Source organism: uncultured Methanobrevibacter sp. (assembly GCF_902784195.1).
GTDB lineage: Archaea > Methanobacteriota > Methanobacteria > Methanobacteriales > Methanobacteriaceae > Methanobrevibacter.
Genome location: NZ_CACZTX010000003.1, coordinates 48,762 through 74,170 on the forward strand (window position 1 = coordinate 48,762; position 25,409 = coordinate 74,170).

Annotated in this window: 31 protein-coding genes; 27 read left to right on the forward strand and 4 right to left on the reverse strand. The window is 33.3% G+C overall.

Annotated features, from left to right (window positions below; genetic code table 11):
• The first annotated feature begins 30 nt into the window (after positions 1-30).
• Positions 31-1,602, forward strand: a complete 1,572-nt coding sequence (locus tag QZU90_RS03920) for an NAD(P)H-hydrate dehydratase (protein ID WP_295608491.1) — start codon at positions 31-33, stop codon at positions 1,600-1,602.
• Between the two features lie 93 nt (positions 1,603-1,695).
• Complete coding sequence (gene sfsA / locus QZU90_RS03925; RefSeq protein ID WP_296855663.1) at positions 1,696-2,403, forward strand: DNA/RNA nuclease SfsA; 708 nt, start codon at positions 1,696-1,698, stop codon at positions 2,401-2,403.
• A gap of 396 nt (positions 2,404-2,799) precedes the next feature.
• On the opposite strand, the gene QZU90_RS03930 is transcribed toward sfsA, so the two are convergent.
• Positions 2,800-3,975: an argininosuccinate synthase gene (locus QZU90_RS03930; protein WP_296855665.1), complete on the reverse strand. Its 1,176-nt coding sequence runs from the start codon at positions 3,973-3,975 to the stop codon at positions 2,800-2,802.
• Positions 3,976-4,231: 256 nt separating this feature from the next.
• Between QZU90_RS03930 and QZU90_RS03935 the strand changes: the two genes are divergently transcribed.
• From QZU90_RS03935 to QZU90_RS04035, 21 genes are all read left to right on the forward strand, one after another.
• Positions 4,232-4,981, forward strand: a complete 750-nt coding sequence (locus tag QZU90_RS03935) for a succinylglutamate desuccinylase/aspartoacylase family protein (RefSeq protein WP_295608484.1) — start codon at positions 4,232-4,234, stop codon at positions 4,979-4,981.
• A gap of 254 nt (positions 4,982-5,235) precedes the next feature.
• Positions 5,236-5,934 carry a metal-dependent hydrolase gene (locus QZU90_RS03940; RefSeq protein ID WP_394350201.1) on the forward strand — a complete coding sequence of 233 codons (699 nt, stop codon included), beginning with the start codon at positions 5,236-5,238 and terminating at the stop codon, positions 5,932-5,934.
• 376 nt (positions 5,935-6,310) lie between these two features.
• A complete protein-coding gene (locus QZU90_RS03945) occupies positions 6,311-6,625 on the forward strand; it encodes a Na+/H+ antiporter subunit E (RefSeq protein WP_292786605.1) in 315 nt (104 codons plus the stop codon).
• Between the two features lie 121 nt (positions 6,626-6,746).
• Positions 6,747-7,007, forward strand: coding sequence for a monovalent cation/H+ antiporter complex subunit F (locus QZU90_RS03950; RefSeq protein WP_296855667.1), 261 nt, complete (start codon positions 6,747-6,749; stop codon positions 7,005-7,007).
• Positions 7,008-7,457 carry a cation:proton antiporter gene (locus QZU90_RS03955; protein WP_295608476.1) on the forward strand — a complete coding sequence of 150 codons (450 nt, stop codon included), beginning with the start codon at positions 7,008-7,010 and terminating at the stop codon, positions 7,455-7,457.
• On the forward strand, positions 7,450-7,683 hold the full coding sequence (locus tag QZU90_RS03960; protein ID WP_394349909.1) for a DUF4040 domain-containing protein: 234 nt from the start codon (positions 7,450-7,452) through the stop codon (positions 7,681-7,683). The genes QZU90_RS03955 and QZU90_RS03960 overlap by 8 nt, the downstream gene beginning before the upstream one ends.
• A 2-nt stretch (positions 7,684-7,685) precedes the next feature.
• Complete coding sequence (locus tag QZU90_RS03965) at positions 7,686-8,051, forward strand: cation:proton antiporter subunit C (protein WP_295608474.1); 366 nt, start codon at positions 7,686-7,688, stop codon at positions 8,049-8,051.
• Positions 8,048-9,529 carry an energy conserving hydrogenase EhbF gene (gene ehbF / locus QZU90_RS03970; protein ID WP_295608472.1) on the forward strand — a complete coding sequence of 494 codons (1,482 nt, stop codon included), beginning with the start codon at positions 8,048-8,050 and terminating at the stop codon, positions 9,527-9,529. The genes QZU90_RS03965 and ehbF overlap by 4 nt, the downstream gene beginning before the upstream one ends.
• Positions 9,529-9,864, forward strand: a complete 336-nt coding sequence (locus tag QZU90_RS03975) for an energy-converting hydrogenase B subunit G EhbG (protein WP_295608469.1) — start codon at positions 9,529-9,531, stop codon at positions 9,862-9,864. The genes ehbF and QZU90_RS03975 overlap by 1 nt, the downstream gene beginning before the upstream one ends.
• Positions 9,857-10,174: an EhbH gene (locus QZU90_RS03980; RefSeq protein WP_295608467.1), complete on the forward strand. Its 318-nt coding sequence runs from the start codon at positions 9,857-9,859 to the stop codon at positions 10,172-10,174. Before QZU90_RS03975 ends, QZU90_RS03980 begins: the two co-directional genes overlap by 8 nt.
• On the forward strand, positions 10,171-10,683 hold the full coding sequence (locus tag QZU90_RS03985; protein ID WP_295608465.1) for an MnhB domain-containing protein: 513 nt from the start codon (positions 10,171-10,173) through the stop codon (positions 10,681-10,683). Before QZU90_RS03980 ends, QZU90_RS03985 begins: the two co-directional genes overlap by 4 nt.
• Complete coding sequence (locus QZU90_RS03990; protein ID WP_295608463.1) at positions 10,680-10,955, forward strand: energy-converting hydrogenase B subunit J; 276 nt, start codon at positions 10,680-10,682, stop codon at positions 10,953-10,955. The genes QZU90_RS03985 and QZU90_RS03990 overlap by 4 nt, the downstream gene beginning before the upstream one ends.
• Positions 10,956-10,989: 34 nt before the next feature.
• Positions 10,990-12,438 (forward strand): 4Fe-4S binding protein, encoded by a 1,449-nt coding sequence (locus QZU90_RS03995; RefSeq protein WP_295608461.1) that lies wholly within the window; start codon positions 10,990-10,992, stop codon positions 12,436-12,438.
• Positions 12,439-12,451: 13 nt separating this feature from the next.
• Positions 12,452-13,114 (forward strand): 4Fe-4S binding protein, encoded by a 663-nt coding sequence (locus QZU90_RS04000; protein WP_295608499.1) that lies wholly within the window; start codon positions 12,452-12,454, stop codon positions 13,112-13,114.
• A complete protein-coding gene (locus QZU90_RS04005) occupies positions 13,115-13,561 on the forward strand; it encodes an NADH-quinone oxidoreductase subunit B family protein (RefSeq protein WP_292786582.1) in 447 nt (148 codons plus the stop codon).
• 50 nt (positions 13,562-13,611) lie between these two features.
• Positions 13,612-14,787, forward strand: a complete 1,176-nt coding sequence (locus tag QZU90_RS04010; protein WP_296855670.1) for a nickel-dependent hydrogenase large subunit — start codon at positions 13,612-13,614, stop codon at positions 14,785-14,787.
• A 56-nt stretch (positions 14,788-14,843) separates the two neighbouring features.
• On the forward strand, positions 14,844-15,842 hold the full coding sequence (locus QZU90_RS04015; protein WP_295608455.1) for a respiratory chain complex I subunit 1 family protein: 999 nt from the start codon (positions 14,844-14,846) through the stop codon (positions 15,840-15,842).
• Positions 15,843-15,863: 21 nt separating this feature from the next.
• A complete protein-coding gene (gene ehbP / locus QZU90_RS04020) occupies positions 15,864-16,127 on the forward strand; it encodes an energy-converting hydrogenase B subunit EhbP (RefSeq protein WP_295608453.1) in 264 nt (87 codons plus the stop codon).
• A gap of 182 nt (positions 16,128-16,309) precedes the next feature.
• Positions 16,310-16,969, forward strand: a complete 660-nt coding sequence (locus QZU90_RS04025; RefSeq protein ID WP_296855673.1) for a DUF5612 domain-containing protein — start codon at positions 16,310-16,312, stop codon at positions 16,967-16,969.
• A 154-nt stretch (positions 16,970-17,123) separates the two neighbouring features.
• Positions 17,124-17,837, forward strand: a complete 714-nt coding sequence (locus QZU90_RS04030; protein ID WP_295605944.1) for an AzlC family ABC transporter permease — start codon at positions 17,124-17,126, stop codon at positions 17,835-17,837.
• Entirely contained in the window at positions 17,834-18,157 is a 324-nt protein-coding gene (locus QZU90_RS04035) for an AzlD domain-containing protein (protein WP_295605946.1), read from the forward strand. Before QZU90_RS04030 ends, QZU90_RS04035 begins: the two co-directional genes overlap by 4 nt.
• A 55-nt stretch (positions 18,158-18,212) precedes the next feature.
• On the opposite strand, the gene QZU90_RS04040 is transcribed toward QZU90_RS04035, so the two are convergent.
• The gene (locus QZU90_RS04040; RefSeq protein WP_295605948.1) at positions 18,213-19,094 is read right to left on the reverse strand and encodes a Dna2/Cas4 domain-containing protein; all 882 of its coding nucleotides are present in this window, start codon (positions 19,092-19,094) and stop codon (positions 18,213-18,215) included.
• Positions 19,095-19,606: 512 nt separating this feature from the next.
• Here QZU90_RS04040 and QZU90_RS04045 point away from each other — a divergent pair.
• Entirely contained in the window at positions 19,607-20,191 is a 585-nt protein-coding gene (locus tag QZU90_RS04045; RefSeq protein ID WP_296855677.1) for a GNAT family N-acetyltransferase, read from the forward strand.
• On the opposite strand, the gene QZU90_RS04050 is transcribed toward QZU90_RS04045, so the two are convergent.
• Positions 20,183-20,323 carry a hypothetical protein gene (locus tag QZU90_RS04050; protein ID WP_295605952.1) on the reverse strand — a complete coding sequence of 47 codons (141 nt, stop codon included), beginning with the start codon at positions 20,321-20,323 and terminating at the stop codon, positions 20,183-20,185. The two genes, QZU90_RS04045 and QZU90_RS04050, sit on opposite strands and share 9 nt — an antisense overlap.
• A gap of 156 nt (positions 20,324-20,479) precedes the next feature.
• Positions 20,480-21,592 (reverse strand): DNA polymerase subunit beta, encoded by a 1,113-nt coding sequence (locus QZU90_RS04055; protein WP_295605953.1) that lies wholly within the window; start codon positions 21,590-21,592, stop codon positions 20,480-20,482.
• Between the two features lie 588 nt (positions 21,593-22,180).
• Between QZU90_RS04055 and QZU90_RS04060 the strand changes: the two genes are divergently transcribed.
• The 3 genes from QZU90_RS04060 to pheA all read left to right on the forward strand — a co-directional run bounded on the left by QZU90_RS04060 (position 22,181) and on the right by pheA (position 25,342).
• The gene (locus tag QZU90_RS04060; RefSeq protein WP_296855680.1) at positions 22,181-23,098 is read left to right on the forward strand and encodes a CBS domain-containing protein; all 918 of its coding nucleotides are present in this window, start codon (positions 22,181-22,183) and stop codon (positions 23,096-23,098) included.
• Positions 23,099-23,442: 344 nt separating this feature from the next.
• Positions 23,443-24,261: an HPP family protein gene (locus QZU90_RS04065; RefSeq protein ID WP_296855682.1), complete on the forward strand. Its 819-nt coding sequence runs from the start codon at positions 23,443-23,445 to the stop codon at positions 24,259-24,261.
• A gap of 253 nt (positions 24,262-24,514) precedes the next feature.
• Positions 24,515-25,342, forward strand: a complete 828-nt coding sequence (gene pheA / locus QZU90_RS04070) for a prephenate dehydratase (RefSeq protein ID WP_295605959.1) — start codon at positions 24,515-24,517, stop codon at positions 25,340-25,342.
• The last annotated feature ends 67 nt before the right edge of the window (positions 25,343-25,409 follow it).

Below are 25,409 nucleotides of genomic sequence, written 5' to 3' on the forward strand. Positions count from 1 at the left end.
TTTTTTTTAAATGATTAAAAAGGTGAAACAATGGATCCAATTGATATGATGACAACAGATTATAATTGTGAGTATTTGGGGCTTTCTCGTTTGTGCTTAATGGAGAATGCTGGAAAATCATTATCAGATGAGGTGGCAACCCTTTCAACTTTCAAGTTTTCAAAACCTGTTAAGATTCTAATATTTACAGGTTCTGGAGGAAACGGAGGAGACGGTTTTGTAGCTGCAAGGCATTTGTTGAATAGGGGATTTGAAGTGGAAGTCTACTGCTTGAATGCTCTAGAGGAGATTAAGTCTGATGATGCATTGATCAATCTTGAGATTCTCATGAACATGGAACCAAGGGTTTCACGATTGTCTGTTGATTTCATTAAGGATTCCAGTGATTTGGATAAACTTGATTTTGACTCAAATAGTGAATATATTGTGCTTGATTGTCTTCTTGGAACTGGAATCAAAGGAAAACTTAGAACAAAGGTTAGAAAAACAGTAGAATTGATTAATGCAATTAATGGTTTGAAAGTGGCAGTGGATGCTCCTTCAGGTTTGGATCCATTAACTGGGGAGATATCCGACATTGCTGTTGAAGCTGATTATACTGTAAGTTTTCATAAGATCAAGACTGGCGTCAAATTGGCAGGTGAGGAAAAGACTGGTGGAGTAATCACCTGCGATATTGGAATTCCAATTGAAGCTGAACTATTCGTTGAAGGTGGAGACTTACTCAGATTAAAGAATAGGTCTAAAGACTCCCATAAAGGCAATAACGGTAAGGTCTTGATTGTTGGGGGAAGCAAGGATTATTATGGTGCCCCTGCAATCTCAGCAAAGGCAGCTATTGCAACAGGTGCAGATTTGACTTATATTTGCACTCCTCAAAACGCTGCTCTTGCCATAAAGGCAATATCTGAAGACTTTATTGTAAAAGAGGCAAAAGGTGATTGCCTGTCTTTGGATGATTTAGATGACATTTTGGAACTTGCCTCAAAAGTTGATGCAGTGTTATTAGGTCCAGGTTCAAGTCAAAATGAGGAAACAGGCAAGCTATTCAATGTATTGGCAATGAAGATTGACAAGCCATTGGTATTGGATGCAGATGCATTGAAATTAGTTGATTTAAGTCTTGTTTCCAAAAAGGAGGACTTGATTCTCACACCTCATTTATCTGAATTCAAGTCATTCTTTAAAAACGTTTCAAAAGATGATTTGAATAATCTTGAGAAATTTGTCAAATTGGAAGACAAGGAGAATTTGGACTTTAGAAAAGTCAACGATAAGATTGATGCCATTCATAAGATTATAAAAAGTATTGAAGGTTCCGTTATATTGAAAGGAAAATATGATTTCATTTTCAATGGAAATAGGTTGAAGATTAACAGAACAGGCAATCCTGGAATGACCGTTGGCGGAACTGGAGATGCATTGGCAGGAATTGCCTTAAGTTTACTCTCTCAAGGATTAAGTAGTTTTGATGCAGCGCTTCTTGCTCCATATCTTAATGGAAAAGCTGGAGATTTGGCTTATGAAGCTCAAGGATATGGTTTCGGAGCACAGGACTTGACACAGTATTTAGGTGCTGTTATGAATGGTTTAATTGAATAATTAAATTATATTTTTATAGGGTAATTAATGAATAATAAAATTATTCTTTTTTATTCTTTTTTTAATTTTATTTTTTTTTTTTCAAGTGATTAAATGACTGATTTAGTAAAAGCTATTTTTAGAAACCGGGAGAATAGATTCATCGCTGAAGTGGAGATTGATGGAGAAATAGTTAGGGCTCACTTGCCGAATACAGGCAGATGCAAGGAGCTATTGATTGATGGCGTAACTGTTTATCTTAAGCCAAGCGACAATCCAAACAGAAAGACAAAATATTCTCTTCATTTGATTGAAAACAATGGAGCACTTGTTGCAATGTATTCTCAACAGGCTAGCAAGATTGTCATAGATGCCATCTTGAATGGAAAAGTCAAGGAATTGTCCGGATACGATATTGTAGGGTCTGAAAAGACTATCGGCAATTCAAGAATTGATATCTATTTGGCTAATTTGGATGAGAATGATAATCCAATAGATGAAACCTATGTTGAAGTTAAATCAGTTACTTTAATAAAAGATGGAATTGCACAGTTTCCGGATGCCCCTACTGAAAGAGGCAGAAAACATTTGGAAGAGCTTATTTCACTTAAAAAAGAAGGGATTCGTTCAGTTGTATTTTTCTTGATTGAGCATCCAAACGGAAACAGCTTTAGGCCTAATTGGGAAAATGATCCAGAATTTTCTCAAACTTTGAAAAAGGCATACCATGAAGGTGTGGAAATTCTTGTCTATAAAACAGAAAACACCTTGGAAAAAATAGAGTTGGTCGGAAATTCAATAAACTTTAATTTAGAAAAATAAACTTGATTTGACAAACCTTTTAATATAAAAATCGCTAATTTTGCTTTAAATTTAAAAATAACAAAAAATAGTTTAATAAAAAGTGAGAATAATATGCAAAGGTTTAATTTTTAAAAAAAACATATGTAAAGGGGGTGATATGTAATTGAGTACATATTATTCTCGGATAAATATTTATTTTTTTTTATTTATAAAGTTTTTGCATAATGCTGATTTTCATCTTTTTAATTTTCATTGAAAAATTTATAAATGATATATTATTTCATAAATTTATTGAATTTATTTCAGATATTTAAAAAAAATAGCTTATTTTTGTTTATAAATTAAAAATATCACTTTTATAGGTTAAGTCTTTAAAAAACTCTAAAAAAAGAAATAAGAAAATAGATAAATAAATTATCTATTTAATTTTTGATAGTTAGCAGCTTGGAGGCCGTGGTACTTGATCATCCCTTCGATTTCTCTTTGGTCTGTTTCCTTGTCTTCAAAGGTGATTTGTTCAATGCTGTGTAAGCTGAAAGGTGATTTTCTGCTTAATGGCTGAATGGAACCTTTGAATAATTTCATTACAACTTCACCGCTAACTCTTCTTTGCATATGGTCGAAAGCTTGGTCGAGGTCTTCTCTTAAAGGCTCTTGCCATAATGCTTCGTAAACTAAATCAGCATATAATGTGCTCATGTAATCTGCAAATCTTAATTCATCTACAGTCAATACCAATTGCTCTAAAGCTCTGTGAGCAGCAATCAATAATTTAGCACCTGGAACTTCGTAGGTTTCTCTACTTTTAAGACCAATCATTCTGTTTTCGATGATGTCAACTCTACCTACACCGTTTTCACCAGCAATTTCATTTGCCTTGTTGATAAGGTCTACAAGTCCCATCATTTCTCCATTGATAGCTACTGGAACACCTTCTTCAAATTCAATGCTTACTTTGGTAGGGGTGTCTTTAGCATCTTCAGCAGATTTGGTCCATTCATAGATTTCTTCAGGTGGCTCGTTTGCAGGGTCTTCAAGCACATCCCCTTCAATAGCTCTTCCCCAAAGGTTTTCATCAATACTGTAGATCTTATCATAGGATAAGTTAAGGCCATGCTCTTTAGCATAAGCAACTTCTTCTGTTCTTGTTAAGTTCATTTCTCTGATTGGAGCAATGATCTTAAAGTCAGACATTGATCTGATGATGGCTTCAAATCTGAATTGGTCATTTCCTTTACCGGTACATCCGTGTGCAATTGCAGTTGCACCTTCTTTTTCTGCAATTTCAATGATTTTCATTGCGATTAAAGGTCTTGCAAGTGCAGTGCTTAATGGGTATCCTTCATATTCTGCATTTGCCTTGATTCCTCTTGCAATGTATTCATTAGCAAATTCATCTTTTGCATCAATGATATAATGTTTGCCTGTATTGATCTTGTCTGCAGAATTTTGGGATTTTTGCAATTCCTCTGCAGGTTGACCAACATCAACACATGCAGTCACTACTTCATAATTATATTCCTCTTCTAATAATTTAACACATACAGTGGTGTCTAATCCTCCACTGAATGCAAGAACGACTTTTTCCATATTATCACTTTTTCATTAGTAAATTAATTAATTTTAATTTTAAATTTCATAATTAATATGTAATTCATTATAATTTAAGTTTAAATTATACTTTAACTTTTGTTTTTTATAATATATAGTTTTTAAGTTTAAATAAAATAAAAAATAAATAATTTATTGATTTAGAATACTTATTTTTAAAGATAAAATTAATTGTAGATTAAAGATAAATTAAAGTTATTTTTAAAGATTAAATACTTTTTTAAAAGGCGATTTGATGGATGATTTAAATAGAAACGATTTGGAATTGGAGATTATTTCTTCTGAAAGCGGAGGATTCATATCCGCTAACAGAAACATATTCAATAACATTGAATTGTCAGACAATTCTAAATTTATCATAAATCAAGCCATTAAGGGAACTCCTATGCTTAAGATTGGATATGGGCCTACTAAAGTCATGCTTGTTGCAGGAGTTCATGGGAATGAATTGGCTCCTCAAATTGCTGCTTTGAACTTGATAGATCATATTTATGATTTGGATTTAAATGGAAAGTTGAATGGCACTGTTTATGCCATACCATTTGCATCCCCAAAGAGCACTATGGAAAATTCAAGGTATCTTGATGGAATTGACTTGAATAGGTCTGCTCATTTGCCTCATACAGTTACAAATATAATTCTAAAAAAGGCTAAGGATTTGGAAGTTTCTGCTATAGGCGATTTCCATTCATCTGCACCTAATTCCAATCCAGGTAAAGAAGGAATCTTTTGCACAAAGGTCCCTTGCTCCAAAAGCTATTTCATAGCAGAGCATATTTCCGAAAGGGTAGGTTCTGAAAAGATATTATACCCAAGTGCAGGTGTTCCATTCAAAGGGGCTCTTGAAGATGAGGCGAATCTGATTCAAATTCCCGCAATAACCTGTGAAGTATTGTCAGCTATTGGATATTCTAATGAGAAAATCTGTAAAAGGTCCTATTTGCAGATGAAAGCATTTTTAGAATACTTTGGAATAATCGATTAATTCATCCAAATAATCTATTTAACATATTTAATCTAATTTAACAATTTTAACATATTTTAATCTAATTTTAACAATTTTAACATATCCTACTTTTTTTTTTACTGTAAACTATTTATCATTATTACTTCTCAAATGCTCTCATTTAGTTTATATTAGCTTAAAATCAAATATTTAATATACATACTTGTCTGGAGTGTTTAGAGTATGTTAACTAAATAGGATGTGTTAGTATTTCCTCTTATAAAGGCCATACAATATTTGCATTTATTCTTTCTCTATTCATGTTTTATGATCCTTTGGCTATTGCATTAGCGGTAATCTCAGCAAATATTCCAGACTTTGACCATGAGTTCAAAAGGAATCATGTTCTAACAATCATAGCTCTTGGAGCATTGATTTCATTGTTTCTGTATTTTCTGGGATTGCCTTACTATTTAGGCATTGTGATTATTTTGCTTGGAGGCATGTTCTTGGTTTCAAGCCATAGAGGATTTACCCATTCTATTTTAGGCGCATTTCTCATAACTGTTTTCCTATCACTGTTTCTCTTTTTTGGAATGGGATTGTCTTCCTATGATTTGGATTTAAACAATTCAAGAAACCTAATGATATTATTGATATTGATAATTGCATTGGCATTGCTGTTTCTCAATAAAAGGTTATCTCCTATATTTTTAGTGGCAATTGCCATTTTGGTGGTATCCGTAAATATGGGATTCATTCATCCCTTAAAAATCAACTTGACATTGATTGCATTTTCAATATTCTTTGGCTTATGCAGTCATATTGTATTGGACTCTTTCACCCCTTCTGGAGTAAAGGCGTTCAGTCCATTTAGAGACAAGGAATACCATAAGAAATTTGGTGTTTTACTATTTTTGATTTTAATAGGGATGTTTATTTTATTGTTTCCTAACAAGCTATTGTTTTACCTTAATTTTTTATCTCTTTAATTCCTTCTTTTTCAATAAATTTCTCACTGATTTTCACTTATTTTTTAATATTTTTTTTATACTTAGTATTACTATCGCGGTTTATCCATTAATTTCCATGAAAATTATAAAAAGATTTATAATAAATAATCATGATAAATAATAGTGTTTATAATATATTAAAAAAATTAATTTTTTTACTATCATTATATATAATTTATATGGTGCTTTTATTGCATATTTTTCTGCGCAGGATTTTGTCATAAAAGTGTCATGAATATTTATGATAATTTATCATGATTTGTTATGATTTGTTAAAAAATTTTAACTAATTTTCTACAAATTTTTGACATATTGTAAATATTGTTATAATTTAAAACATTATGGGGTTATTTTAATGTTTTTAAGTAGAATTTATTATGCGATTGCTTATTTAGTGGTTCTTATTTTAGAGATTATCAAATCTACAATAGATATGGCTTTAAGAGTCTTCAAGACTGATGGATTTGAGCCAATTGTGATTGATATTGATACTGAACTAAAAAGACCAATATCCCAAACAATTTTGGCCAACAGCATTACCTTGACTCCTGGAACATTGTCTGTAGACTTGGATAGCGAAAATCAAGTCATAAAGGTTGCAGTCATTGCTCCAAGGGATGTTAAGGACATTATTCCATTTGAACCTTATATCAAGGGAATGCTAGAATAATTTCTAAAAATTCATTTTAATAATTAATCCAAATTTTAAAATGATAAAAATGTAAAATAAGCGGTTTAATTTTCAAATTTATGTTTATTGTGTAAATTTATAATCATAGAATGTGATGATAATGGATATTTTATTGATTTCTGAGTGTTTTTTAATAGTTGCATTGATTGTATTTCTAATTGCAACATTGAGGATTATTACATATAAATCTACATCTATGGGACTTATAGGTACTTCTTCATTCACTTTAGCACTTACTTTGCTACTTATAGCAGTCGGTACAATATTTAATATCGGGTTTTTCAAGGATATTGCTCTAGCATTGCTTCTATTAGGCATTGTTGGAACAATAGCTTATGCAGCAGTTATGAGGAGGGCATAAATGATGTTTGGAATTGATCCTGGTATAATCAATATGATTCAATCAATCTTGCTTGTCATTTCTGCACTTCTGATATTGATTGCAGTAGTAGGTGTTTTAAGAATTGATAGAAACTTAGATAATGTAGTATACGCTAGAATTCATATTTTAGGTATTGTTGACGTTGCAGGAATAATAGCATTCCTTGCTTTAGGTCAGCCTTTATTTGCCCTAATTTATTTATTCCTAGCGCCATTATTGGCTCATGCATTAGCTAATGCTTATTTCCATAGTGAAGATACTCTTAATAATCCAGTACTTAATCCAAATCTTGAAGAGACTTCTGATAAGGAAGAAAATGAAGATGAAACTGATTTGATTGAGGAAGTGATTCTTGAAGATAATTTGGATATGAGTGATGATTCAAGTGAAGAATTAGATGAAAAAAGTGAGGATGATGGCAATGATTGAATATATAGTAATTTTTGTTGCAGTTTTAAGCGCTATTATCGCACTTTTACAAAATGACTTGCTTAAGGCAGCTATTTTAACTGGTATTTCTGGTTTTTGTGTAGCGTTCTTATTCCAGATTTTGCTTGCTCCTGATGTAGCTTTAACACAAGCTATTGTAGAGGGAGCTATTGTGCCAGTATTTATCGCATTAGCTGTTTTAAAAACTAGAAGGGAGGAGGCATAGTTATGATGGATGTTCAATTGGCTTCTTTATTCGCTTCTGGTGCATTTATAATTATTGGACTATTTGCAGCAATCTTCATTGATAATCTAATCAAAAAGATTATTGGTATTGCTTTCATTGAGGAAGGGGTTAACCTATTCCTGATCTGCTTAGGATTTAAAGCAGGTGGAGTCGTGCCTATCTTCTTGCCAGGCATGACTGCAGACTGGTTTGCAGCAAATGCAGCTTATCCTTTGCCTCAAGCATTAGTTCTTACAAGTATTGTAATTGGTGCAAGTACTTTAGCAGTGATGTTGGCTTTGGCTATGGTTTTATACAGAAAGCATGGAACCTTAAGCGTATCTGAAATGATGGGGGATGAAAAATGAATTATCTAATTCCTTTAATGGTTGTCATTCCAATATTAGCTGCTTTAATCGTAAACATATTTGGTGGAAAGGACAAAACAGTTAAGGCCATTTCAATTGTTGTGGCTATTGCAATTCCTGTAATTGCAATCATTGCAGCTGTCGGCATCCAATACTTCGGTGGTCACGACCCAGCCCTTCTTGCAAGCTCACTTCCATCAAACTTGGTCGGCACTCTTGTGGCAAGCTACAATACTGGTATTGTTTATGTCTTTGAAAATATTGAAAGGATTTTCATATTCCTGATGGGCATCGTTGCATTCTTGGCAGTATTGACATACTTCTCTGAGAAAAAGGAAGTGTCCGGCCCTTATTTATACCTTATCTTTATGGGTATAGCATCTGTAACTGCATTGATGTTATCTAACGATATTTTCAATATGTATGTTTTCTTTGAAATTACAGCTTTAACCCAAGTGGGTATCATTATAGCTTCAAGCACTGAAGACAATTATGAAATCGCATTGAAATACCTTATTTTAGGTGCAATAGGCGGACCAATGCTATTGTTAGGTATTGGATTCATACTTGGAACAATTGGTTCAGTAAACATCAATGATATTATATTTGCAATAAGCAACAACTATGTAAACCCTTATGCTCCAAGTTTAGTGATTGGTTTTGCATTGATATTGTTTGGATGGTTATATTCAGCAGGATTGCCTCCATTCCACACTATCAAATCAGCTGTTTACTCAAAAGCAAGACCTAACGGATCTGCAATACTTCAAGGATTTTCAGTATTGTGCATGCTTGCATTTGGTATTGCAATGTATAAGATATTCGCATATATCCCTTACTTCAATACAGCAATAATCGTATTTGCTATTCTTGCAATGGCTTTAAGCATTGCAATGTCTGCAATGGAGGTAGACTTTAGAAGAATGATAGCATTCCTTGCAGTAGGGGAACTTGGTTTCATTGCATTAGGTTTTGGTATAGGAACACAATATTCAATTGCAGCGGCATTGTTCCAGGCAGCAAATGAAATTGTCATAACTGCATTATTATTTATCGGATTCGGTACTGTCTACTACCTTACAAAAACATCCGATACAAGAAAGTTAGGTGGATTGATTGCAGTTGATTCAAAGATGGCAATAATGGTATTGCTTGGAGGATTCGCTTTAGCAGGTGTTCCACCATTCAACGGTTTCCAAAGTAAATTGATGCTTGTGCAAGCTGCATTGGATGCAGGATACACTGAACTTGCAGTACTTGCAATCATTGTAAGTGTAGTGATATTCTTTACCTTCGTTAAAGCATTCCATACAGTATACTTGCAGCCTAAGCCAAAAGACTTGAAATTTGCTCATGAGAAGATTCCAAAGGCTACTGTTTTCTCTGTAGCTGTATTGCTTATAATCTGTTTGGCTTTAGGTATTTTCCCAAATATAGTAACTGATGTATTCATTCCATTTGCAGGAGGATTGATCTAATGGCTTTATATCAAAAATTCCTAGACTCAATAAAAGGACTTAAGTCAAGCTTATCTAAAGACCCTACAACTATGGACAATGTTTCAGGTGCAATAGCTGCAGAATTCCTGATATTCGTTTCATTGATACTTGCAGCATTATTGCTAAGGCATGTCAGTGTAGTTGCTTCAATTGTTGTAGTGATTTTAGTTGCAATTTTATTCTTTACAAACATGCCTCTTGCAGGAAAGATAAAATCCGAGCAATCAGATTCCTTGGAAAAAATGACATTCTATGTTGTGGTGGTTCTTGGAATTTTAGTTGCAGTAATTTATTGGGGGTTAAGATATGTCTGATAAAATTACTAGTGTTAGATCACTCATTATGGCATTGGCAGCAATCCTTTTTGCATCAACCTTGTTCGATGCAATCTATGGATTCAAGAACTTGATTCAACCTGGAATCAGCTTGGTTTACAATGCTATCGGAACACAGCTTGCTCCAAACATGGTTACACTTGTTGTATTCGATTGGAGAGCTTTTGATACTTTAGGAGAATCATTGATTCTAGTGACTGCAGTGCTTGTTGTATTGCTTGTCTTTGGTAAAGGAAAGATTTTAGACAAGAACATTAATGCTGATATGAATGAAGGAGATGATGAATGATGGTTGAAGGAAAAAAATCTCCAAACTGGAATAAGAATGACAGCAGCCCTATATTGAAGATAATGACTCTACCAATAGCCATTATCATGATTGCTTTAGGTATCATGACCATTTTAGGAGGACATATAACTCCTGGTGGAGGTTTCCAAGGTGGAGCAATGATTGCAGGAGCAATCATTTTCTGTGTCATTGTTTATGGTGTAGACGGCACTCCATTGAAATTGTCTCATAGGTTCATTTCCACTTTAGAATCAATCGGTGCATTGGCTTATGTCTTGCTTGGTTTGGCAGGACTTGCATTAACCGGTTCATACCTTTACAATGTAGGTGGAAACCTTTATGGACAAGTGCCTCAAGCTATTGCAACATTATTCTCATATCCGGATTTGACCCATGCAGGAATCGTCCCTTACTTGAACATTGCAGTTGGACTCAAGGTTCTTGTAGGTTTAAGCGCAGTGGTAATTGCATTTTCACAATTTAAGAAATTAGCGGAGGAAGAGGAATGAGTATCGCTAATATTGTAATCGGACCGATTATCATTGCAATCATATTTGGATTCATTGTTGGCTCAAGGGTTCACTTGAATCTGGACAATAGCTTTAAGTTTACAGCAAGTGGAATTTTAGCCCTTATAATTGGTGCTCTGATAATGTCTTATGGATTAGGCCAATTCCCTGTTTATAATGATGTGCCAATTGCAACCACATTTTTGGGAGCTGTCATTGGCGTATTGATAGGCAGTGCATTACTAGGAGGACGAGCGAAAGGAGATCATTAGATAATGGTCTTACTTATTATTTAGGAGAAGAATCATGTATTTAACAACTAATAAGTGTGATGGACAAGGGGATTGTATAAGAAATTGTCCAAGTGAAGCAATACGCTTTGTTGATAATAAGGCTTTTAGCTGTATGTGTTGTGGTGCTTGTTTCGAAGCTTGTCCGAATCATGCTATATTCAAGAATAAATACGGAGGATATGTGGTTGATAGGGCAAAATGTAATGGTTGTGGTGTTTGCCAGTTCACTTGCCCTATAGAAAGCATTCATCTTGATGATGGTATAGTTAAAGGTATATGTTCACGCTGTGGCGTTTGTGAGGATGTCTGTACTAAAAAGGCAAGAGTTGATACTGATAACCTTGTTCTAGACAAGCAGAAAGTCTTGCTTAATTCATTGAAAATGGTTGCAAACACAGTTGGATTCGGTGCAGGAGTCAAGAAGATAGAGAGCATGAAGCTTCCTGTAAAATCCGACAAGACCGCAGATAGGATTTGCATCAGCACAGACAGCGAGAAATGTGTGAAATGTGGAAGATGTGCTTACTACTGTCCTACCAGATCAATTGAAGTGATTATCCAGGATGAAGGATACTGTGTAGGCTGTAAGGTATGTGAAGATGTCTGTCCTACAGGTGCATTGAAAGACGGCGAGTATGATAAGAGCATTTGTACCTTGTGCTTGGCTTGTGTTGAAAACTGTATCAATGAGGCATTATGCGTAGATGACTTTAAGATTAAAAGAAGCATTAAGGATGACACCTTGTATTCAAATGTTGAAGGAAGCATTGTAAGTTGCCTCAATTGCGGTTTATGTAAAGAGACATTTGATAGCCCAGCACTCAAAAGAGATGAAAATGCATTGAGATATGACCCTTCACTTGATGAAGATACTGAAGAGAATAAGGCTAAACGTCTTGAAGCGATTTACAACTGTCCTGTTTCATCATTAACAGAAAGTGAAGACAATAAGCTCTTTGGATACTGCGTATCCTGTGGAAAATGTGTAAATGAATGTAAGGAAGATGCAAGAAACTTCCAAGTAATCTCTTGGGATGGAGAAGTTAATGATGACTGCATTTCATGCGGTATTTGTGCTGAACTTTGTCCAGAAGATGCAATAACCCTTCAAAGAGGGGCAATCAATGTTGATTTGGATAAATGTATCATGTGTGAAACCTGTGCAATTCACTGTCCTAAGGACGCAATTCCAAAAACAACAAGCGTCAAGTATGAAATCTCTGGAGGATTCAATTACATTGACGATAACTTGTGTGTAAAATGCGGATTATGTAAGGACATTTGTCCAGAGGAAGCTATTTATACAGTTGAAATTCCAAGTGATGAAGTCAATCTCGGAACAAAGAACAAGAATCTTAAATTCGTTGTCGATGACGATAAATGTATTTACTGTGGAGCATGTATGAATATCTGCCCATCTAAGTCATTTATTTTCGAAAGAGAGTTTGAAAGGGTGAATTAGGAGTTTGGTAATTATGAAAGATGTATTGAAGATTATGCTTAATGGAGCTTACACTAATTTCAAAAGAATTCTCTTTGCTGCAGACAGAGTGACTGACATGGAACTCCGTAATGCCATCTTGACAGGAACAGTTGAGCCTGACAAGAAGGTGGATGAGGAAGCATGTATCGGTTGCGGAGGTTGTGCAAATGTCTGTCCAACCGGTGCAGTTACAATGAAACCTCTGCAAAACCCTGTAAAGCTTAAGGAAGGATGGGTGAAAACCGAAGTTCCAGAACTTGATCCTTTAAAATGTGTAGTTTGCTACTGGTGTCACGATTTCTGTCCAATCTATTCATTCTTTGAAGAGGCAGGAACCATTCACCCTGGAAATGTCGGTGAGATCAATGTTGACACAAGTGAACTCTTAGAGGAACCTATCAAGATATCCCATGACAAGATTGCATTCATTGCACAATACTTGTCCGACAGGTCATTACTCTCTGAAAATATTGTTCAAGAGGATGAGAAAATTGAAAATGTTGGTGTAGCTCTTGATAAGGTATCCAAGATAAAGGACATTCAAGATAACATTAATGAAAAGTATGAGAAAGATGTTCAACGAAGCTCTGAATTCAATGAAGAGGTTTCAGATGCTAAAATTGATGAAGTTTCTGAAGATGAGGGAGGTGAATAGATGAGTCTTAAAACACTTTCAAGGTCAAAAGCAATCCATATTATGCTTGTTTATACTGGTGGATGCAATGGCTGTGATATTGAAATTGTAAATGCAGTTTTATCTCCTAAATTTGATATAGAGCAATATGGTGTCTTTTTAACATGGAACCCTCGTGAAGCGGACATTCTTGTTGTAACAGGGCCTGTCACTCATGATAATAGAAAGCCATTGGAGGATATCTATAATGCCATTCCAAATCCAAAGCTTGTTGTTGCAGCAGGTGCTTGTGCAGTGATGGGTGGTGTCTATAAGAATTGTTATGGAGACATTCCTTCAGAGGAAATTGAAGGGCCTGTTGAAAATGTGATTCCTGTGGATGCTAAGATTCCAGGATGTGCTGTAAGACCTCAGGATGTATTGGCAGGAGTAGTTGCATCTTTGCCGCATTTATTGAATGCGGACTAATAGGTGGATTTAAGAGATTATTTTTATTTATTCATTAAAGGGATGATGAAATGGAAGAAAAGAAAGCTAAAAAGCAGGAAATCATAGAAACTGAGATTCAAATGGGTACAGTTCACCCTGCTGCTTTAGAACCTTATAGGGTTAGATTTTTCGTAGAAGATGAGATCATTAAGGATGCGGAAATCACAATTGGTGTAAATCACAGAGGTATTGAGCGTATTATGGAAGGTCTTCCAGTTGAAAAGGCAAATATGCTTACAGAAAAGATTTGTGGTATCTGTTCAAACTCACATACATGGAACTCTGTAAGAACTGCTGAGAAAGGTCTTGGTGTTGAAGTGCCTGACAGAGCGGTTTATATTCGTGTAATCGTTGGAGAGCTTGAAAGATTGCACAGTCACTTATTGTACTTAGGTCACGGTTGCGAAACCTTGGCTCATGAGACATTCTCCATGAGAGTGTTCTACATTAGGGAAACCATTATGGACCTTTTAGGAATGATTGGAGGAAACCGTGTTCAATACGGATGTTCCATCATCGGTGGTGTAAGGCCAAGATGTGAATTGGATGACAATAGAATCCGCAGAATATTGGATGGAATGGACTTGGTTGAAAAGAACGTTGCAGACTTTGCAGAAAGGTTCGTTAATGATTCAATCGTATTGTCAAGGATTACAGGCACAGGTTACATTCCACAGGAACAGGCTCTTAAGTTAGCTGTAACCGGTCCTACATTACGTGCTACCGGTGTTAAAAGGGACTTGAGAACAGACATGTATGAGTATGATAACTTCGATTATGACATTATCACTCAAGATACCTGTGATGTTAAGGCTCAGCTTCTTATGAGAGTCTTTGAAATATTTGAAGCAATCAAGATCATTCGTCAAGCAATCAGAGACTTGCCTGAAGGAAAGATTACTGACAGGTCTTGGGAAATGGTGGATACCGGCTTGATTGAAAGCTATATTGAAGTTCCAAGGGGAACATTGTATCACTCCTATGCCATTGAGGATGGAAGAGTTCGCCATAGTATTATTAGGACTCCTTCAATGAGTAATATTGGAGCTATGCAATACGCTTGCATTGACAATCATATCACTGATGGTCAATTATGCATTGTACAGTGTGATCCATGCTTTACCTGTTCTGATAGGGCAATAGAGGTTTATGATACAAACAATAACAAGTTGGATAAATCAATTTTGAAATCCAATATTCATTAGGAAATTTAATTTATTTATGATTAACATTTATTAAAAATTATTATGAGGAAAGAGAAATGGCTTATGAAATATCACTTATTTCAATTTTAGAGGTTATCCTAACACTTATCATAGCATTGTTCATAGGTGTTTTGATTCCTGGAATTGAAAGGAAATATGTTCAAGCAAGGATTCAACAAAGAATCGGGCCTCCAGTTACAAGTCCGGGGCTATGGGCATCAATAAAGTTCCTGTTCAAGGAGAACATAAAACCTAATTCTCCAGCACCAGGATTGTATAAGGCAATGCCTATTCTTTGTTTCATTGTAGTATTGGCAGTATTTCTAGCATTGATGCCTCAAAACTATCAATTCATGGCATTTGCTAGCTTGATTGCTATTGTTGGATTTTTAAAAGTAGAAGAAATCGCTTATGTTTTAATGGGTTCCTTATCCAAATCCGTTATGAGCATTAACTTAAGGTTCCCAGACCATGCAAAAGGTGCTGCAAGACCAGATTTGCTTGTATCATCCATTGAAGATATCAGTTCAAACAGATCACTTAGGATGATCATCTTCGGTTCATTCCCATTGTATTTGGCTTTATTCATACCTGCAGCTTTATCCAAAAGCATTTTCTTGGCAGACATTGTAGCTTATCAGCAAGCTAACGGACCGTTTTTATTCACTTTAGCAGGTATTATCGGAACTGTAGTCTTCTTTATAGGATACATGATTCTATTGAACGAATATCCGTTCTCCTACATCAAGGCTAAATCAGACGTAATTGAAGGGCCATATATGGAACTTGCTTCCAAATACAGAACTTTTGTTTACTTAACCAGAGGATTTTTGATATTTACTTTAGGATTGATGTACTGTGTACTGTTCTTAGGTGTTGCACCAGAACTGTTCTCACTTAAATTCATTGTGTGCATTATAGTATCATTGTTGCTTCCGGTTATTATGGCAATCGTCAGTGCATTCTCCCCAATATTTACCAACAGACAGTTATATCCTACAATATTGGTGACTTCTGCACTTGGAGTATTGGCTATGGTCATTGCATTATTCTAAATTTTAACGTGGTGATTTTATATGAAATTTGTAATCAGACCTTATCATATGATGAGTCTTGGAGGATACATTGTGGAATATGATTTCCCTTACAGGGATTTGATTATTGTCAATGAAACCACTGAAGAGATTAAGTTTGAGATTCCGGTGTTTGATGGATCTTACATTGAAGAGTATGAAAAGTTAGGTCTTAAGGTCATTCCTGTCAGTGAACATGACAGCTATTTAAACTTATATAAGAAAGCGCATGCTGAATTGGATGCGTTAAAAGCTAAATTGGATTAATTGGGGATAAACTTCATAATTTTCCTCATAAATAGAAGTCTTTAAAAAAAAATTTTTATCTCCAATTAACCTTTTTAGATTTTTGAAAATAGTGTCTTGATTATTCTATTTTCAATTAATCTTTTTTGGATTTTTGATAATCTTTAAATAATTGAATATTTTAAGTATTATTAGGTAATATTATGAATAGTATTTCTTTAACAATTACAACTAAAGAAGAGAAAGGAGTTCTTGATGAGATAACAGACATTCTTTCAAGTCATGGAATCAACATTTCATATGTTCATCTATACGTAAAGGATGATGTTGGAACATTGAATCTAGAGCTTGATCATGTTGAGAAACTCGATGAATTAATCGAAGACTTAGAGTCTAAGGACTTTATTTTAGACATTGAAATTCACGGTTCCTTAAATGACATTTTCGGTAAAAGGGTTCTTATTTTCGGTGGCGGAGCTCAAGTATCTCAAGTTGCAGTTGGGGCCATTACAGAGGCAGATAGGCATAATATACGTGGAGAACGTATAAGTGTGGATACTATTCCTTTAGTTGGTGAAGAGAATATTGCAGAGGCAGTTGATGCCGTAAACAGATTGCCTCGTGTTGGTGTGCTTGTCCTTGCAGGGTCCCTGATGGGCGGTAAGATCACTGAAACTGTAAGAAAGTTAAAGGAAAAGCATGAGGACTTGATTGTCATCACTTTGAACATGCCTGGAAGTGTAACAGATGAAGCTGATTTGATTGTTACAGATCCGATTCAGGCTGGTGTAATGGCAGTTATGGCAGTTGCAAGCACTGCAGTATTTGATGTAAAGAGATTAGCAAAGAATAATAAGTTCTAATCATTTTCATTATTCTTTTTTAACATAATATTTATTAGTCTATTTGACTAATATTATTCTATACTTTTATTTTTTGATATTTTATCAGGAATTCTTATTTTTTATTATATTTTATTTTATGGATGTGTTTTGAATTACTAGAAAAGAAAAGTTTGTGCATGGTTTAAGGTTAGGTATCCCAATCACATTTGGATATATTCCAATGGGAATTGGATATGCAGCTTTAGCTATTAAGGCGGGTCTCACTCCATTTGAGACAGTTTCAATGTCTGTTCTTATTTATGCAGGTGCTGGACAGATCATGATAGCGACCATGTTGGCTCAAGGGGCAACTCTTTTCAATATTGTCTTGACTTCATTTGTGCTCAATTTCAGATATTTTGTAATGAACACATGCATTTACAACAAGGTTGATGACGCTTCCCTTGCCGTTAGAATACCTTCGTCACACCTTGCTGTTGATGAAGCCTTTGCAATGTTCATGCTAATGGAAGAGTCTTCCATATGGACTTATATTGGTCTTGCAGGGATTGCATGGCTGTCTTGGATTTTTGGAGCAATCATTGGTGTTATAGTCTTGAATGTGCTTCCTATAATTGTTGCAAACAGTTTCAATATTTCCTTATATGCTTTATTTGTGGCACTATTGGTTCCTGCAGTTAAGGAAAGCAAGGAATTGGCTATTTTAGTTGTAATAACCGCTATCTTAAATGTTGTATTGCAGTTTTTCATTGGAAATTGGTCATTGATTATAGCTATTCTTTTAGGTGCTCTCATTGGAATGTATATAGTTGATGATGATACTGTTTTAGGTGATGCCTATAAGGCAGCTGATGAGAATTGCAGTAATAAGGAGGTACAACAATGAATATTACTTTACTCATTATTCTTTGTGCACTTGTTACCTTCATTCCAAGGGTAATTCCAGCAATATTTATGGAAAGATTGAATTTCTCTCCAAAATTCGAGAAATTCCTGAATCTGATTCCATATACTGCACTTGCTGCACTTATTTGTCCTGGTGTGTTGACTGTAGACCCTAACTTATGGTACATAGGTCTTATTGGAGCGGTAATTGCAGGTGGACTCGCATGGAAAAAGGTACCTCTTGGAGCTATTGTTATTTTAACTGTGATAGTTTTAGTTGCAGTTTACTTAATTGTGCCGTTTTTCCCAGTTTTAATTTAATTCTTTTATTTTTTTAAAGAATTCTTTTTTTACTTTTTTAATTTTATTTCATTTTTTAGCTATTATCACATAGCTCCTTATATTCACAGTTTTCACACTTTTTCAAGCCAGTTTTTACTGTAGGTATTTCACCATTTTCAACTATCTTGTTTACACTGGTCAAGACTTTAAAAAAACTTTTTCTTGCATCTGTGTCTATTATCACAGCTCTTCTATCAGCTATTTTCAAGTAATCAATGTATGCCACTGTAACATATGTGTTGAATTCCTGTTCTATTAGAAGCGCATTAGCTATTGCTTCCATGAAATCACCATCCCAAACCCCATTTATCGGAGGATTTGATGATTTCAGTGATATTGGGAAGTAATTTCCCTTTTCTACTTCAATTTTATCTATAACTCCAATCAAGTCTAAACCGATATCTCTTATTAGATAGTTATACATGCTGGTTGGGAAAAACAGGTTTTGGATTTCGCCACCATCCTTATCAAGAACTTTCATGGATTGGGCAACTTTTAGAGAAAGTATTTTGATATTTAAGTTTATTTCATTGATCAGTTCTTTTTTTATTTCATTTAGATTATTGCTATCTTTCTCTTTCTCTTTCTTTTCTTCATCAATGAATTCTATCTCTTCATCCTTTTTCAAGTTGCTTTCATCTATATCTTCTTTATCATTTATCTCTTCGATAATTTCAAATGTAGTTTTAACCTGATTGCTTATTCCAATTGAAAGTCTCTTTTCTATTTCATTCTCATCCATGTCCTTCTTAATGTGTCTTAAGTTTTTATGAAGAATGTCTTGTATGTCTATTCTAAGATCTTTTAATGTTTTTGAGATAAAATAATCCTCTTCCACATCTTCATCAATGTTGCTTTGGAAATATAATTTCAAAGGACAGAACATATAACTTTTGATTGTAGATACACTTATCATATTTTTAACTCCATATTATTCTGTGGATTAGTCTTTGTTTTTCATATAATAAATAATATGCAGTTATTTTTGATTATAATTTGTTAAAAATAGTTTATTTTATAAAATAATTATAATTTTTTATTTTTATTAGAATTTAATAGTTTTTAATCAATTTTTGTATTAAGTTGAAAAATTGATTTTAGCTTGTAATTTTTTCTGTATTTTAATTACAAAAACGATTAATTAAAATGATGGTTGTTAATTGATCACTATTAATTTTAATTCATTTTTTAAAAATAGTTTAATTTATATTAAAATTATAAAAATAGTTTTGAATGTAGGAGGATAATTTAGTTAAAAATAGTATTTTTTTTAAAAATTTAAAAAAAATAATTGGTTTTTCTTATTATCACTAAAGCTTTTTTTGATTATTTTAAAATCACAGTTGTGTTTTTGCACAATTTCGCATTATGAAAATCTTTTTAATTTTTGAAATTTAACTATCTATTGTAAAATTAATCAGTGATTTTATGGATATTGAATATATTAAGGAGAATTATCGATTCGAAACACTTGGCACGAAACATGATTTATCTGAGTTTAAGTGTGCATCAGATGATTTAAATGATTTCTTAAAAAATGATGCATTATCCCAGCAAAATAGCAAATTAAACATAACAAAACTAGTAATGTGTGATGATTTAGTTGTTGCTTATGTTTCTCTATTGACAGACACTATACTTTTAAAGGATATTCGTGATGAAGATATTAAACAAGATATTAAAGACCAATTATCCTTAAATTCAAAAAAGAGAAAACTTCCTGCAATTAAAATTGGTCGATTGGCTGTGGATGAGAAATATTCTGGGAAAGGACTGGGATCAGAAATATTGATGAGTGTCCTATTCAATATTAAAAACATTGCTGAAAATAGTGTGGGATTGAGATTTGTTACAGTGGAGGGTTATGCAACCGCATATAATTTTTATGCAAATCATAATTTCATTAATCTAAAAAAAGATGATGAAAAGTTAAAAGAAAAATTAGATATCATAATAGAACGAAATCCGGAAGAGACATTCTATTTATATTTGGATTTAAGAGTTCTAGAATGATACCTTTCTAGCGGCATCATACCTCTTTTTAAATTCTTTATCTTTTTCGGTAAGAGGTTCAACCATTTTGTTTAAAAAATCAGATGCTTCTTTACCATATAATGTAGGAGTATCTCCAATTGGCTTTGCCATGTTTTTCACCTCTTTTAATTAGTACAGTTAGTATGTCTCTTATTATTTAAATAACTGTTGTTTTAATGGGTTATATGGGGTTTACTATTTATTAAACAATCTAATTTGGCTTATTTTTTTATTTTTAGTTATTTGGAATTTTATTTATTATATGTTCTAAACAGGACTTTCTCTTAATTTAATATACTCATTTAAGGATTCTCTAGTAGTTCCAACAAGAATTCTATACTTTTCAAACTCTCCATTTTTAAGAACCTTTTCTATTTTTCCTCTTGCGACTACTTCTTCTCCATCAACCACTTCTCCAGCATATGTGTGTGTTAGAGATGCTAATTCTGAGATTTCAATATCAGGTCCTTCAAGGATTTCAACATCTTCTATTGTATATACTGCAGGATTGTCAAAAGCTCCTAATGCACTCTTTATTGTGCAGTTAACTTTCGCAAATCCTTCTGGTTCGTATACGGTATCTCCCCAGGTGCCTTCAATCTCATCATAGTTTCTGGTAGCCAGAATGTCGAATAAGGTTTCTCTAATGAGTCCTCTATTGCTTTTACGTTCCTCATACCAAGCGAACTCTTCTTTAGTTAGAGAGTCGTCTTTTATTCTCTTATCATATACGAAGTCCCAGAAATCATCATTGATTCTGTTTAATGTGATTGATTTGTCTAATTCGTCTATGAAAACAGCTTTGTCCTTGTTATCCTTGTATGCCTTGATTGCATTTCTATGGTTTTCAAGTCCGTAAACTACAAAGTCAAGATCAGAAGTTCCTGCCTTTTGAAGTCCTGGCAAGATTGATCCTGAGATTCCAAGGTCATCATAGCTGATATCTGCTACGTAATGGAAAAAGTCTGATAAGTCAAATAATTTGCTTAAGAGTTCCTCTTTATAGTCAAGTTCTTCACCATTTGCCACTTTAGTGTTGATTTCGTCATAATAGGTTTCTCTAAGACCTTTCAATCTTTCTTCCGGCTTGATGATTCTTTCAACCTTATCTATAGGAACTCCCATCATTTCAACGTTTGTAACGTCACAGAAGTATAAGTAATCTGGGTGATTTTCTCTTAGGTATGCATAAGCTTCTTCAGATCCAACTTTGGAATATCTGATTCCGTCCTTTTCCCTGTCTCCGTTTTCATCTGGAATGTATCTTAAAAAGCAGATAATCCTATCTTCAGGGTGAATGTAATTGGTTGAAGCAAATAATAATCCATCTGTACTAATAATGAAATCTCTTGTTCTAACAGTTTTTTCGATTTTGTTCATTTCAATCACTAATTTTGATTTAATAAGCATTATTTATAATATAGTATTTACTATATTCCCTTATTATTAATTAAGTTTTATATTTTTATTTTTTCTATTTTTTAAGCTAAATTTTCAATAGTTTTTAATTTAATAAAATAAAAGTTGATAATTTTTTGAGTTAATTTTTCAATACTTTTTAAGTTAATAAAAATTAAATCGATAATAATATTAACTATCAAAACCTAACTAATATTGTAGTTAGTTCTATGTCATTTTTTCAAATTTTGTATTTGAATTTCTAGAAAGCTTTTAGCAATAAAAAGCTTGAATGAAGGAAATAATGGCATACGTGAACTTCCAACAAATCCATAATTTCAAAAATAGATTATGAATCGTTAATTATTGTAACGGCTTAATTATAGACTTTATTTCTATATTGTTAAATTGGATGTGAATCTAAAAGTTTTTTAGACTCTTATGAATATAACAAAAAGCAATTGGATTTGTCATCTGGTTAATGGTATTTCCCAGAGTTCTATAACTTGATTGTTATGATATGATTTGTAATTTAGACCTGGAAGAATTATTAAATCCGGAGGTGTCGATATGAAAGACAAAAACACTAAAAACTTGAGAAAATCTATGAATCGTGGTTCTGTTGAACATGAAACAAAAGTAGCTGATAATGAGGGCGAAATCATGACTCTCGCTAAAAAAGATGTCATTAGCATCCCTCCAACCAAGACCATTAAGGAAGCTGCTGAAATGATGATAGAACATGGATTCAGAAGATTACCAGTAACCCATCCTGGCTCAAATAAACTTTTGGGTATTGTAACTGCTATGGATATTCTTGACTTCCTTGGTGGAGGAAGCAAATTTGATATAATAGAAAAGAAACATGATGACAACTTCTTGGCAGCAATCAATGATCATGTTAAAGAGATTATGACAAGAGATGTTATTTCTATAAGTCCTAAATTTTCTATTAGAGAAAGTGTCGATTTAATGACCGAAAACGGCATTGGATCCTTACCTATTGTAGATAAAGAAGATAAATTAGTGGGAATAGTCACTGAAAGAGACTTCGCATTAGCACTTGCAGGTTCATTGACTAATGAGACTGTAGGTGATATCATGATTAAGGATGTTATCACTACCACTCCTGGAACTCCTATTGAAAGCTGTTCCAAAATTATGGTAAGAAATAACTTAAGAAGAATTCCTGTTGTTGAAGAAGATAAATTAATAGGAATTGTTACTTCAACTGATATCTTAAGATTCTTTGGTGATAAAGAAATGTTTGCTTCTATGACCTCTAATAGTGGTTTAGATGTTTTAAAAAGAAAAATTTCTGAAATCATTAAACCAAACATATTAGTAACTGAATCTACTGTTAGATTAGGAGACTTATGTGAATTATTAGCTGAAAAGAACATTGGTGGTGTTCCTGTAGTTGATGATGATCAACTTGTAGGAATCGTCACTGAAAGAGATATTTTAAATACAGTTCTTAAAGAATAATTAGATTTATTTCTAATTGGATTATTAAGTAATTCCTAAAAAATAATTAGATTTATTTCTAATTGGATTATTTAGCAATTCCTAAAAAATAATTAGATTTATTTCTAATTGGATTATTAAGCAATTCCTTAAAAATAATCCATTTATTTCTTTAAGATTTTGTGGTTGCTCTTCTTTGTGAAGACCAATCAGGTAGCTATTGTTGAACTTTTAAGAGATAGCTATTGGTAGGTTAGTTTATATCTTTGATTAGATACGCTATAGATTATTGCAATCCAAATTGAATCGATTCATTTGGATTCTTTCTAATAGCTATTTCATTGGATTTTATCGTTGGTGTTATTATGAAAATCAAAAATATAATGTCTGAAAATGTGGTATCTATTGATAAGAATTTAAACATATGTGATTGTCTAAGAGTGATGTATAAGGATAACTTATCTAGAATACCAGTCACTAGTACCAATGAAAATAAAAAAGTTTTAGTCGGAATTATCTCAGAAAAAGATATAGCTAATAAGTTAGGCTCCGCTAAATATGGTAATATGGCTCCTTCACATTTCCACGTATCCACTGTAATGGTCAAAGACTTGATCACAGTAGATGAGGATGATGATGTGACTGAAGTGGCAAAAATCTTGATTGACAAGAATATTGGTGCCATTCCAGTTTTATCTGATGGTGAAATGGTTGGAATCGTAACTAAATCTGATTTCATATATTTATGCAAAGCTAAAGCATATGAAAAGATTTCAGTTAAGGATATTATGACAACAGATATTATTTCAATATCTGCAGATGATCGTTTAGTTCACGCAAGAAAAGTTATAATGGACTCAGGTGTCGGACGTTTATTACTTACTGAAGACAATGAGCTTGCAGGAATTATTACTTCAAAAGACATTGCAAAAGCATTTGTTTCATTCAGGAAACACACTCCTGACAAGTATCAATCCTCTCAAATCAAAGAGTTGATTGCAGGAGATTACATGTCTGCAAATGTGGAAACAATCTCACAATATGCAACAGTTCCACAGCTTGCTGATGCAATGTTGGAAACTGGTTATAATGGTTACCCTGTAGTTGATGATGAAGATCAAATTATAGGAATTGTAACTCAATCAGATTTGCTAAAATTGATTTATGAAATGGAAACCCAATAGAGACTGTTTCAAGATTGATTTTGGTTTTAAGCATAAGTTTTCTTATGCTTTATTTTTCTTTTTTCTATTTTTTATTTAAATTTTAATTAATTGTTCTTATTTTTCTATTTTGTACTATTTTTATGCATTATTTTGAATTTACTTAGGTTATTTAAGTTTTTTTACCATATTGCTTTTTATACTATGATTAATATATAAAAAATAGTAAATAAATATCATTTTTAAATTAAAATTATTTAACTGGAGTTTTATTATGATAAATGATAAAGTTGCATTTTTAGGACCTCAAGGAACATTCTCTCACGAAGCTGCATCATTGGTCAGTGACAATTTGATTTCCTACTGTTCAATACAGCAGGTGATGGGTGCTGTAGAAAGAGGGGAATGCGTATGCGGTATTGTACCGATTGAAAATTCTATTGAAGGTCCAGTTAGCTTGACTTTAGATTCCTTGATTCATAATTTTGACTTGAAGATCAAAAACGAGATTGTCATTCCAATCAACCATAATTTATTGGCTGCTAAGGAAATGACTGTAGATGAAGTGGAAAATGTCTATTCACATTCACAGGCTTTAGGCCAATGCCAGCCTTATTTGGAAAGGCATGGAATCACTGCTCATTATACATTAAGCACTGCTGCAGCTGCTAAAAGGGTTGCAGAAACCGGTGAAGATGCAGCTATTGGAACATTAAAGGCAGCGGAACTCTATGGATTGAAGGTTATTGATACAAACATTCAAGAGAATTTCAACAATGAAACCCGTTTTGTTGTTTTGGATAATGAGGATTCTCCAATCACTGGAAATGACAAGACTTCAATTTCATTTTCATTGTTTGAGGATAAGCCAGGGGGACTTTACGAACTTTTAGCTCTATTTGCAGAAAATGATGTAAACTTGACTAAAATTGAATCCAGACCTTCTAAAGAGGGATTAGGTCATTATATATTTTTCATAGATCTTGAAGGGCATAGATTGGATGATGATATAGGACGTATTTTAAAGCATTTAGAGGAAAACACTTCATTCTTTAAGATTTTAGGTTCTTATCCTGTATTTAGTGAAGATTTATTCAAATAATCTTCTATTAAATCTATTTTTATCCATTAGAATTTTTTTAAACTTCAATAATTTTTCAATATTTTTC

Bases quoted from the DNA above. Each gene is read 5' to 3' on its own strand.
- QZU90_RS03920 (WP_295608491.1), top strand. From the start codon at position 31: ATGGATCCAATTGATATGATGACAACAGATTATAATTGTGAGTATTTG.
- sfsA (WP_296855663.1), top strand. From the start codon at position 1,696: ATGACTGATTTAGTAAAAGCTATTTTTAGAAACCGGGAGAATAGATTC.
- QZU90_RS03930 (WP_296855665.1), bottom strand. From the start codon at position 3,975: ATGGAAAAAGTCGTTCTTGCATTCAGTGGAGGATTAGACACCACTGTA.
- QZU90_RS03935 (WP_295608484.1), top strand. From the start codon at position 4,232: ATGGATGATTTAAATAGAAACGATTTGGAATTGGAGATTATTTCTTCT.
- QZU90_RS03945 (WP_292786605.1), top strand. From the start codon at position 6,311: ATGTTTTTAAGTAGAATTTATTATGCGATTGCTTATTTAGTGGTTCTT.
- QZU90_RS03950 (WP_296855667.1), top strand. From the start codon at position 6,747: ATGGATATTTTATTGATTTCTGAGTGTTTTTTAATAGTTGCATTGATT.
- QZU90_RS03955 (WP_295608476.1), top strand. From the start codon at position 7,008: ATGATGTTTGGAATTGATCCTGGTATAATCAATATGATTCAATCAATC.
- QZU90_RS03960 (WP_394349909.1), top strand. From the start codon at position 7,450: ATGATTGAATATATAGTAATTTTTGTTGCAGTTTTAAGCGCTATTATC.
- QZU90_RS03965 (WP_295608474.1), top strand. From the start codon at position 7,686: ATGATGGATGTTCAATTGGCTTCTTTATTCGCTTCTGGTGCATTTATA.
- ehbF (WP_295608472.1), top strand. From the start codon at position 8,048: ATGAATTATCTAATTCCTTTAATGGTTGTCATTCCAATATTAGCTGCT.
- QZU90_RS03975 (WP_295608469.1), top strand. From the start codon at position 9,529: ATGGCTTTATATCAAAAATTCCTAGACTCAATAAAAGGACTTAAGTCA.
- QZU90_RS03980 (WP_295608467.1), top strand. From the start codon at position 9,857: ATGTCTGATAAAATTACTAGTGTTAGATCACTCATTATGGCATTGGCA.
- QZU90_RS03985 (WP_295608465.1), top strand. From the start codon at position 10,171: ATGATGGTTGAAGGAAAAAAATCTCCAAACTGGAATAAGAATGACAGC.
- QZU90_RS03990 (WP_295608463.1), top strand. From the start codon at position 10,680: ATGAGTATCGCTAATATTGTAATCGGACCGATTATCATTGCAATCATA.
- QZU90_RS03995 (WP_295608461.1), top strand. From the start codon at position 10,990: ATGTATTTAACAACTAATAAGTGTGATGGACAAGGGGATTGTATAAGA.
- QZU90_RS04000 (WP_295608499.1), top strand. From the start codon at position 12,452: ATGAAAGATGTATTGAAGATTATGCTTAATGGAGCTTACACTAATTTC.
- QZU90_RS04005 (WP_292786582.1), top strand. From the start codon at position 13,115: ATGAGTCTTAAAACACTTTCAAGGTCAAAAGCAATCCATATTATGCTT.
- QZU90_RS04010 (WP_296855670.1), top strand. From the start codon at position 13,612: ATGGAAGAAAAGAAAGCTAAAAAGCAGGAAATCATAGAAACTGAGATT.
- QZU90_RS04015 (WP_295608455.1), top strand. From the start codon at position 14,844: ATGGCTTATGAAATATCACTTATTTCAATTTTAGAGGTTATCCTAACA.
- ehbP (WP_295608453.1), top strand. From the start codon at position 15,864: ATGAAATTTGTAATCAGACCTTATCATATGATGAGTCTTGGAGGATAC.
- QZU90_RS04025 (WP_296855673.1), top strand. From the start codon at position 16,310: ATGAATAGTATTTCTTTAACAATTACAACTAAAGAAGAGAAAGGAGTT.
- QZU90_RS04035 (WP_295605946.1), top strand. From the start codon at position 17,834: ATGAATATTACTTTACTCATTATTCTTTGTGCACTTGTTACCTTCATT.
- QZU90_RS04040 (WP_295605948.1), bottom strand. From the start codon at position 19,094: ATGATAAGTGTATCTACAATCAAAAGTTATATGTTCTGTCCTTTGAAA.
- QZU90_RS04045 (WP_296855677.1), top strand. From the start codon at position 19,607: ATGGATATTGAATATATTAAGGAGAATTATCGATTCGAAACACTTGGC.
- QZU90_RS04050 (WP_295605952.1), bottom strand. From the start codon at position 20,323: ATGGCAAAGCCAATTGGAGATACTCCTACATTATATGGTAAAGAAGCA.
- QZU90_RS04055 (WP_295605953.1), bottom strand. From the start codon at position 21,592: ATGAACAAAATCGAAAAAACTGTTAGAACAAGAGATTTCATTATTAGT.
- QZU90_RS04060 (WP_296855680.1), top strand. From the start codon at position 22,181: ATGAAAGACAAAAACACTAAAAACTTGAGAAAATCTATGAATCGTGGT.
- QZU90_RS04065 (WP_296855682.1), top strand. From the start codon at position 23,443: ATGAAAATCAAAAATATAATGTCTGAAAATGTGGTATCTATTGATAAG.
- pheA (WP_295605959.1), top strand. From the start codon at position 24,515: ATGATAAATGATAAAGTTGCATTTTTAGGACCTCAAGGAACATTCTCT.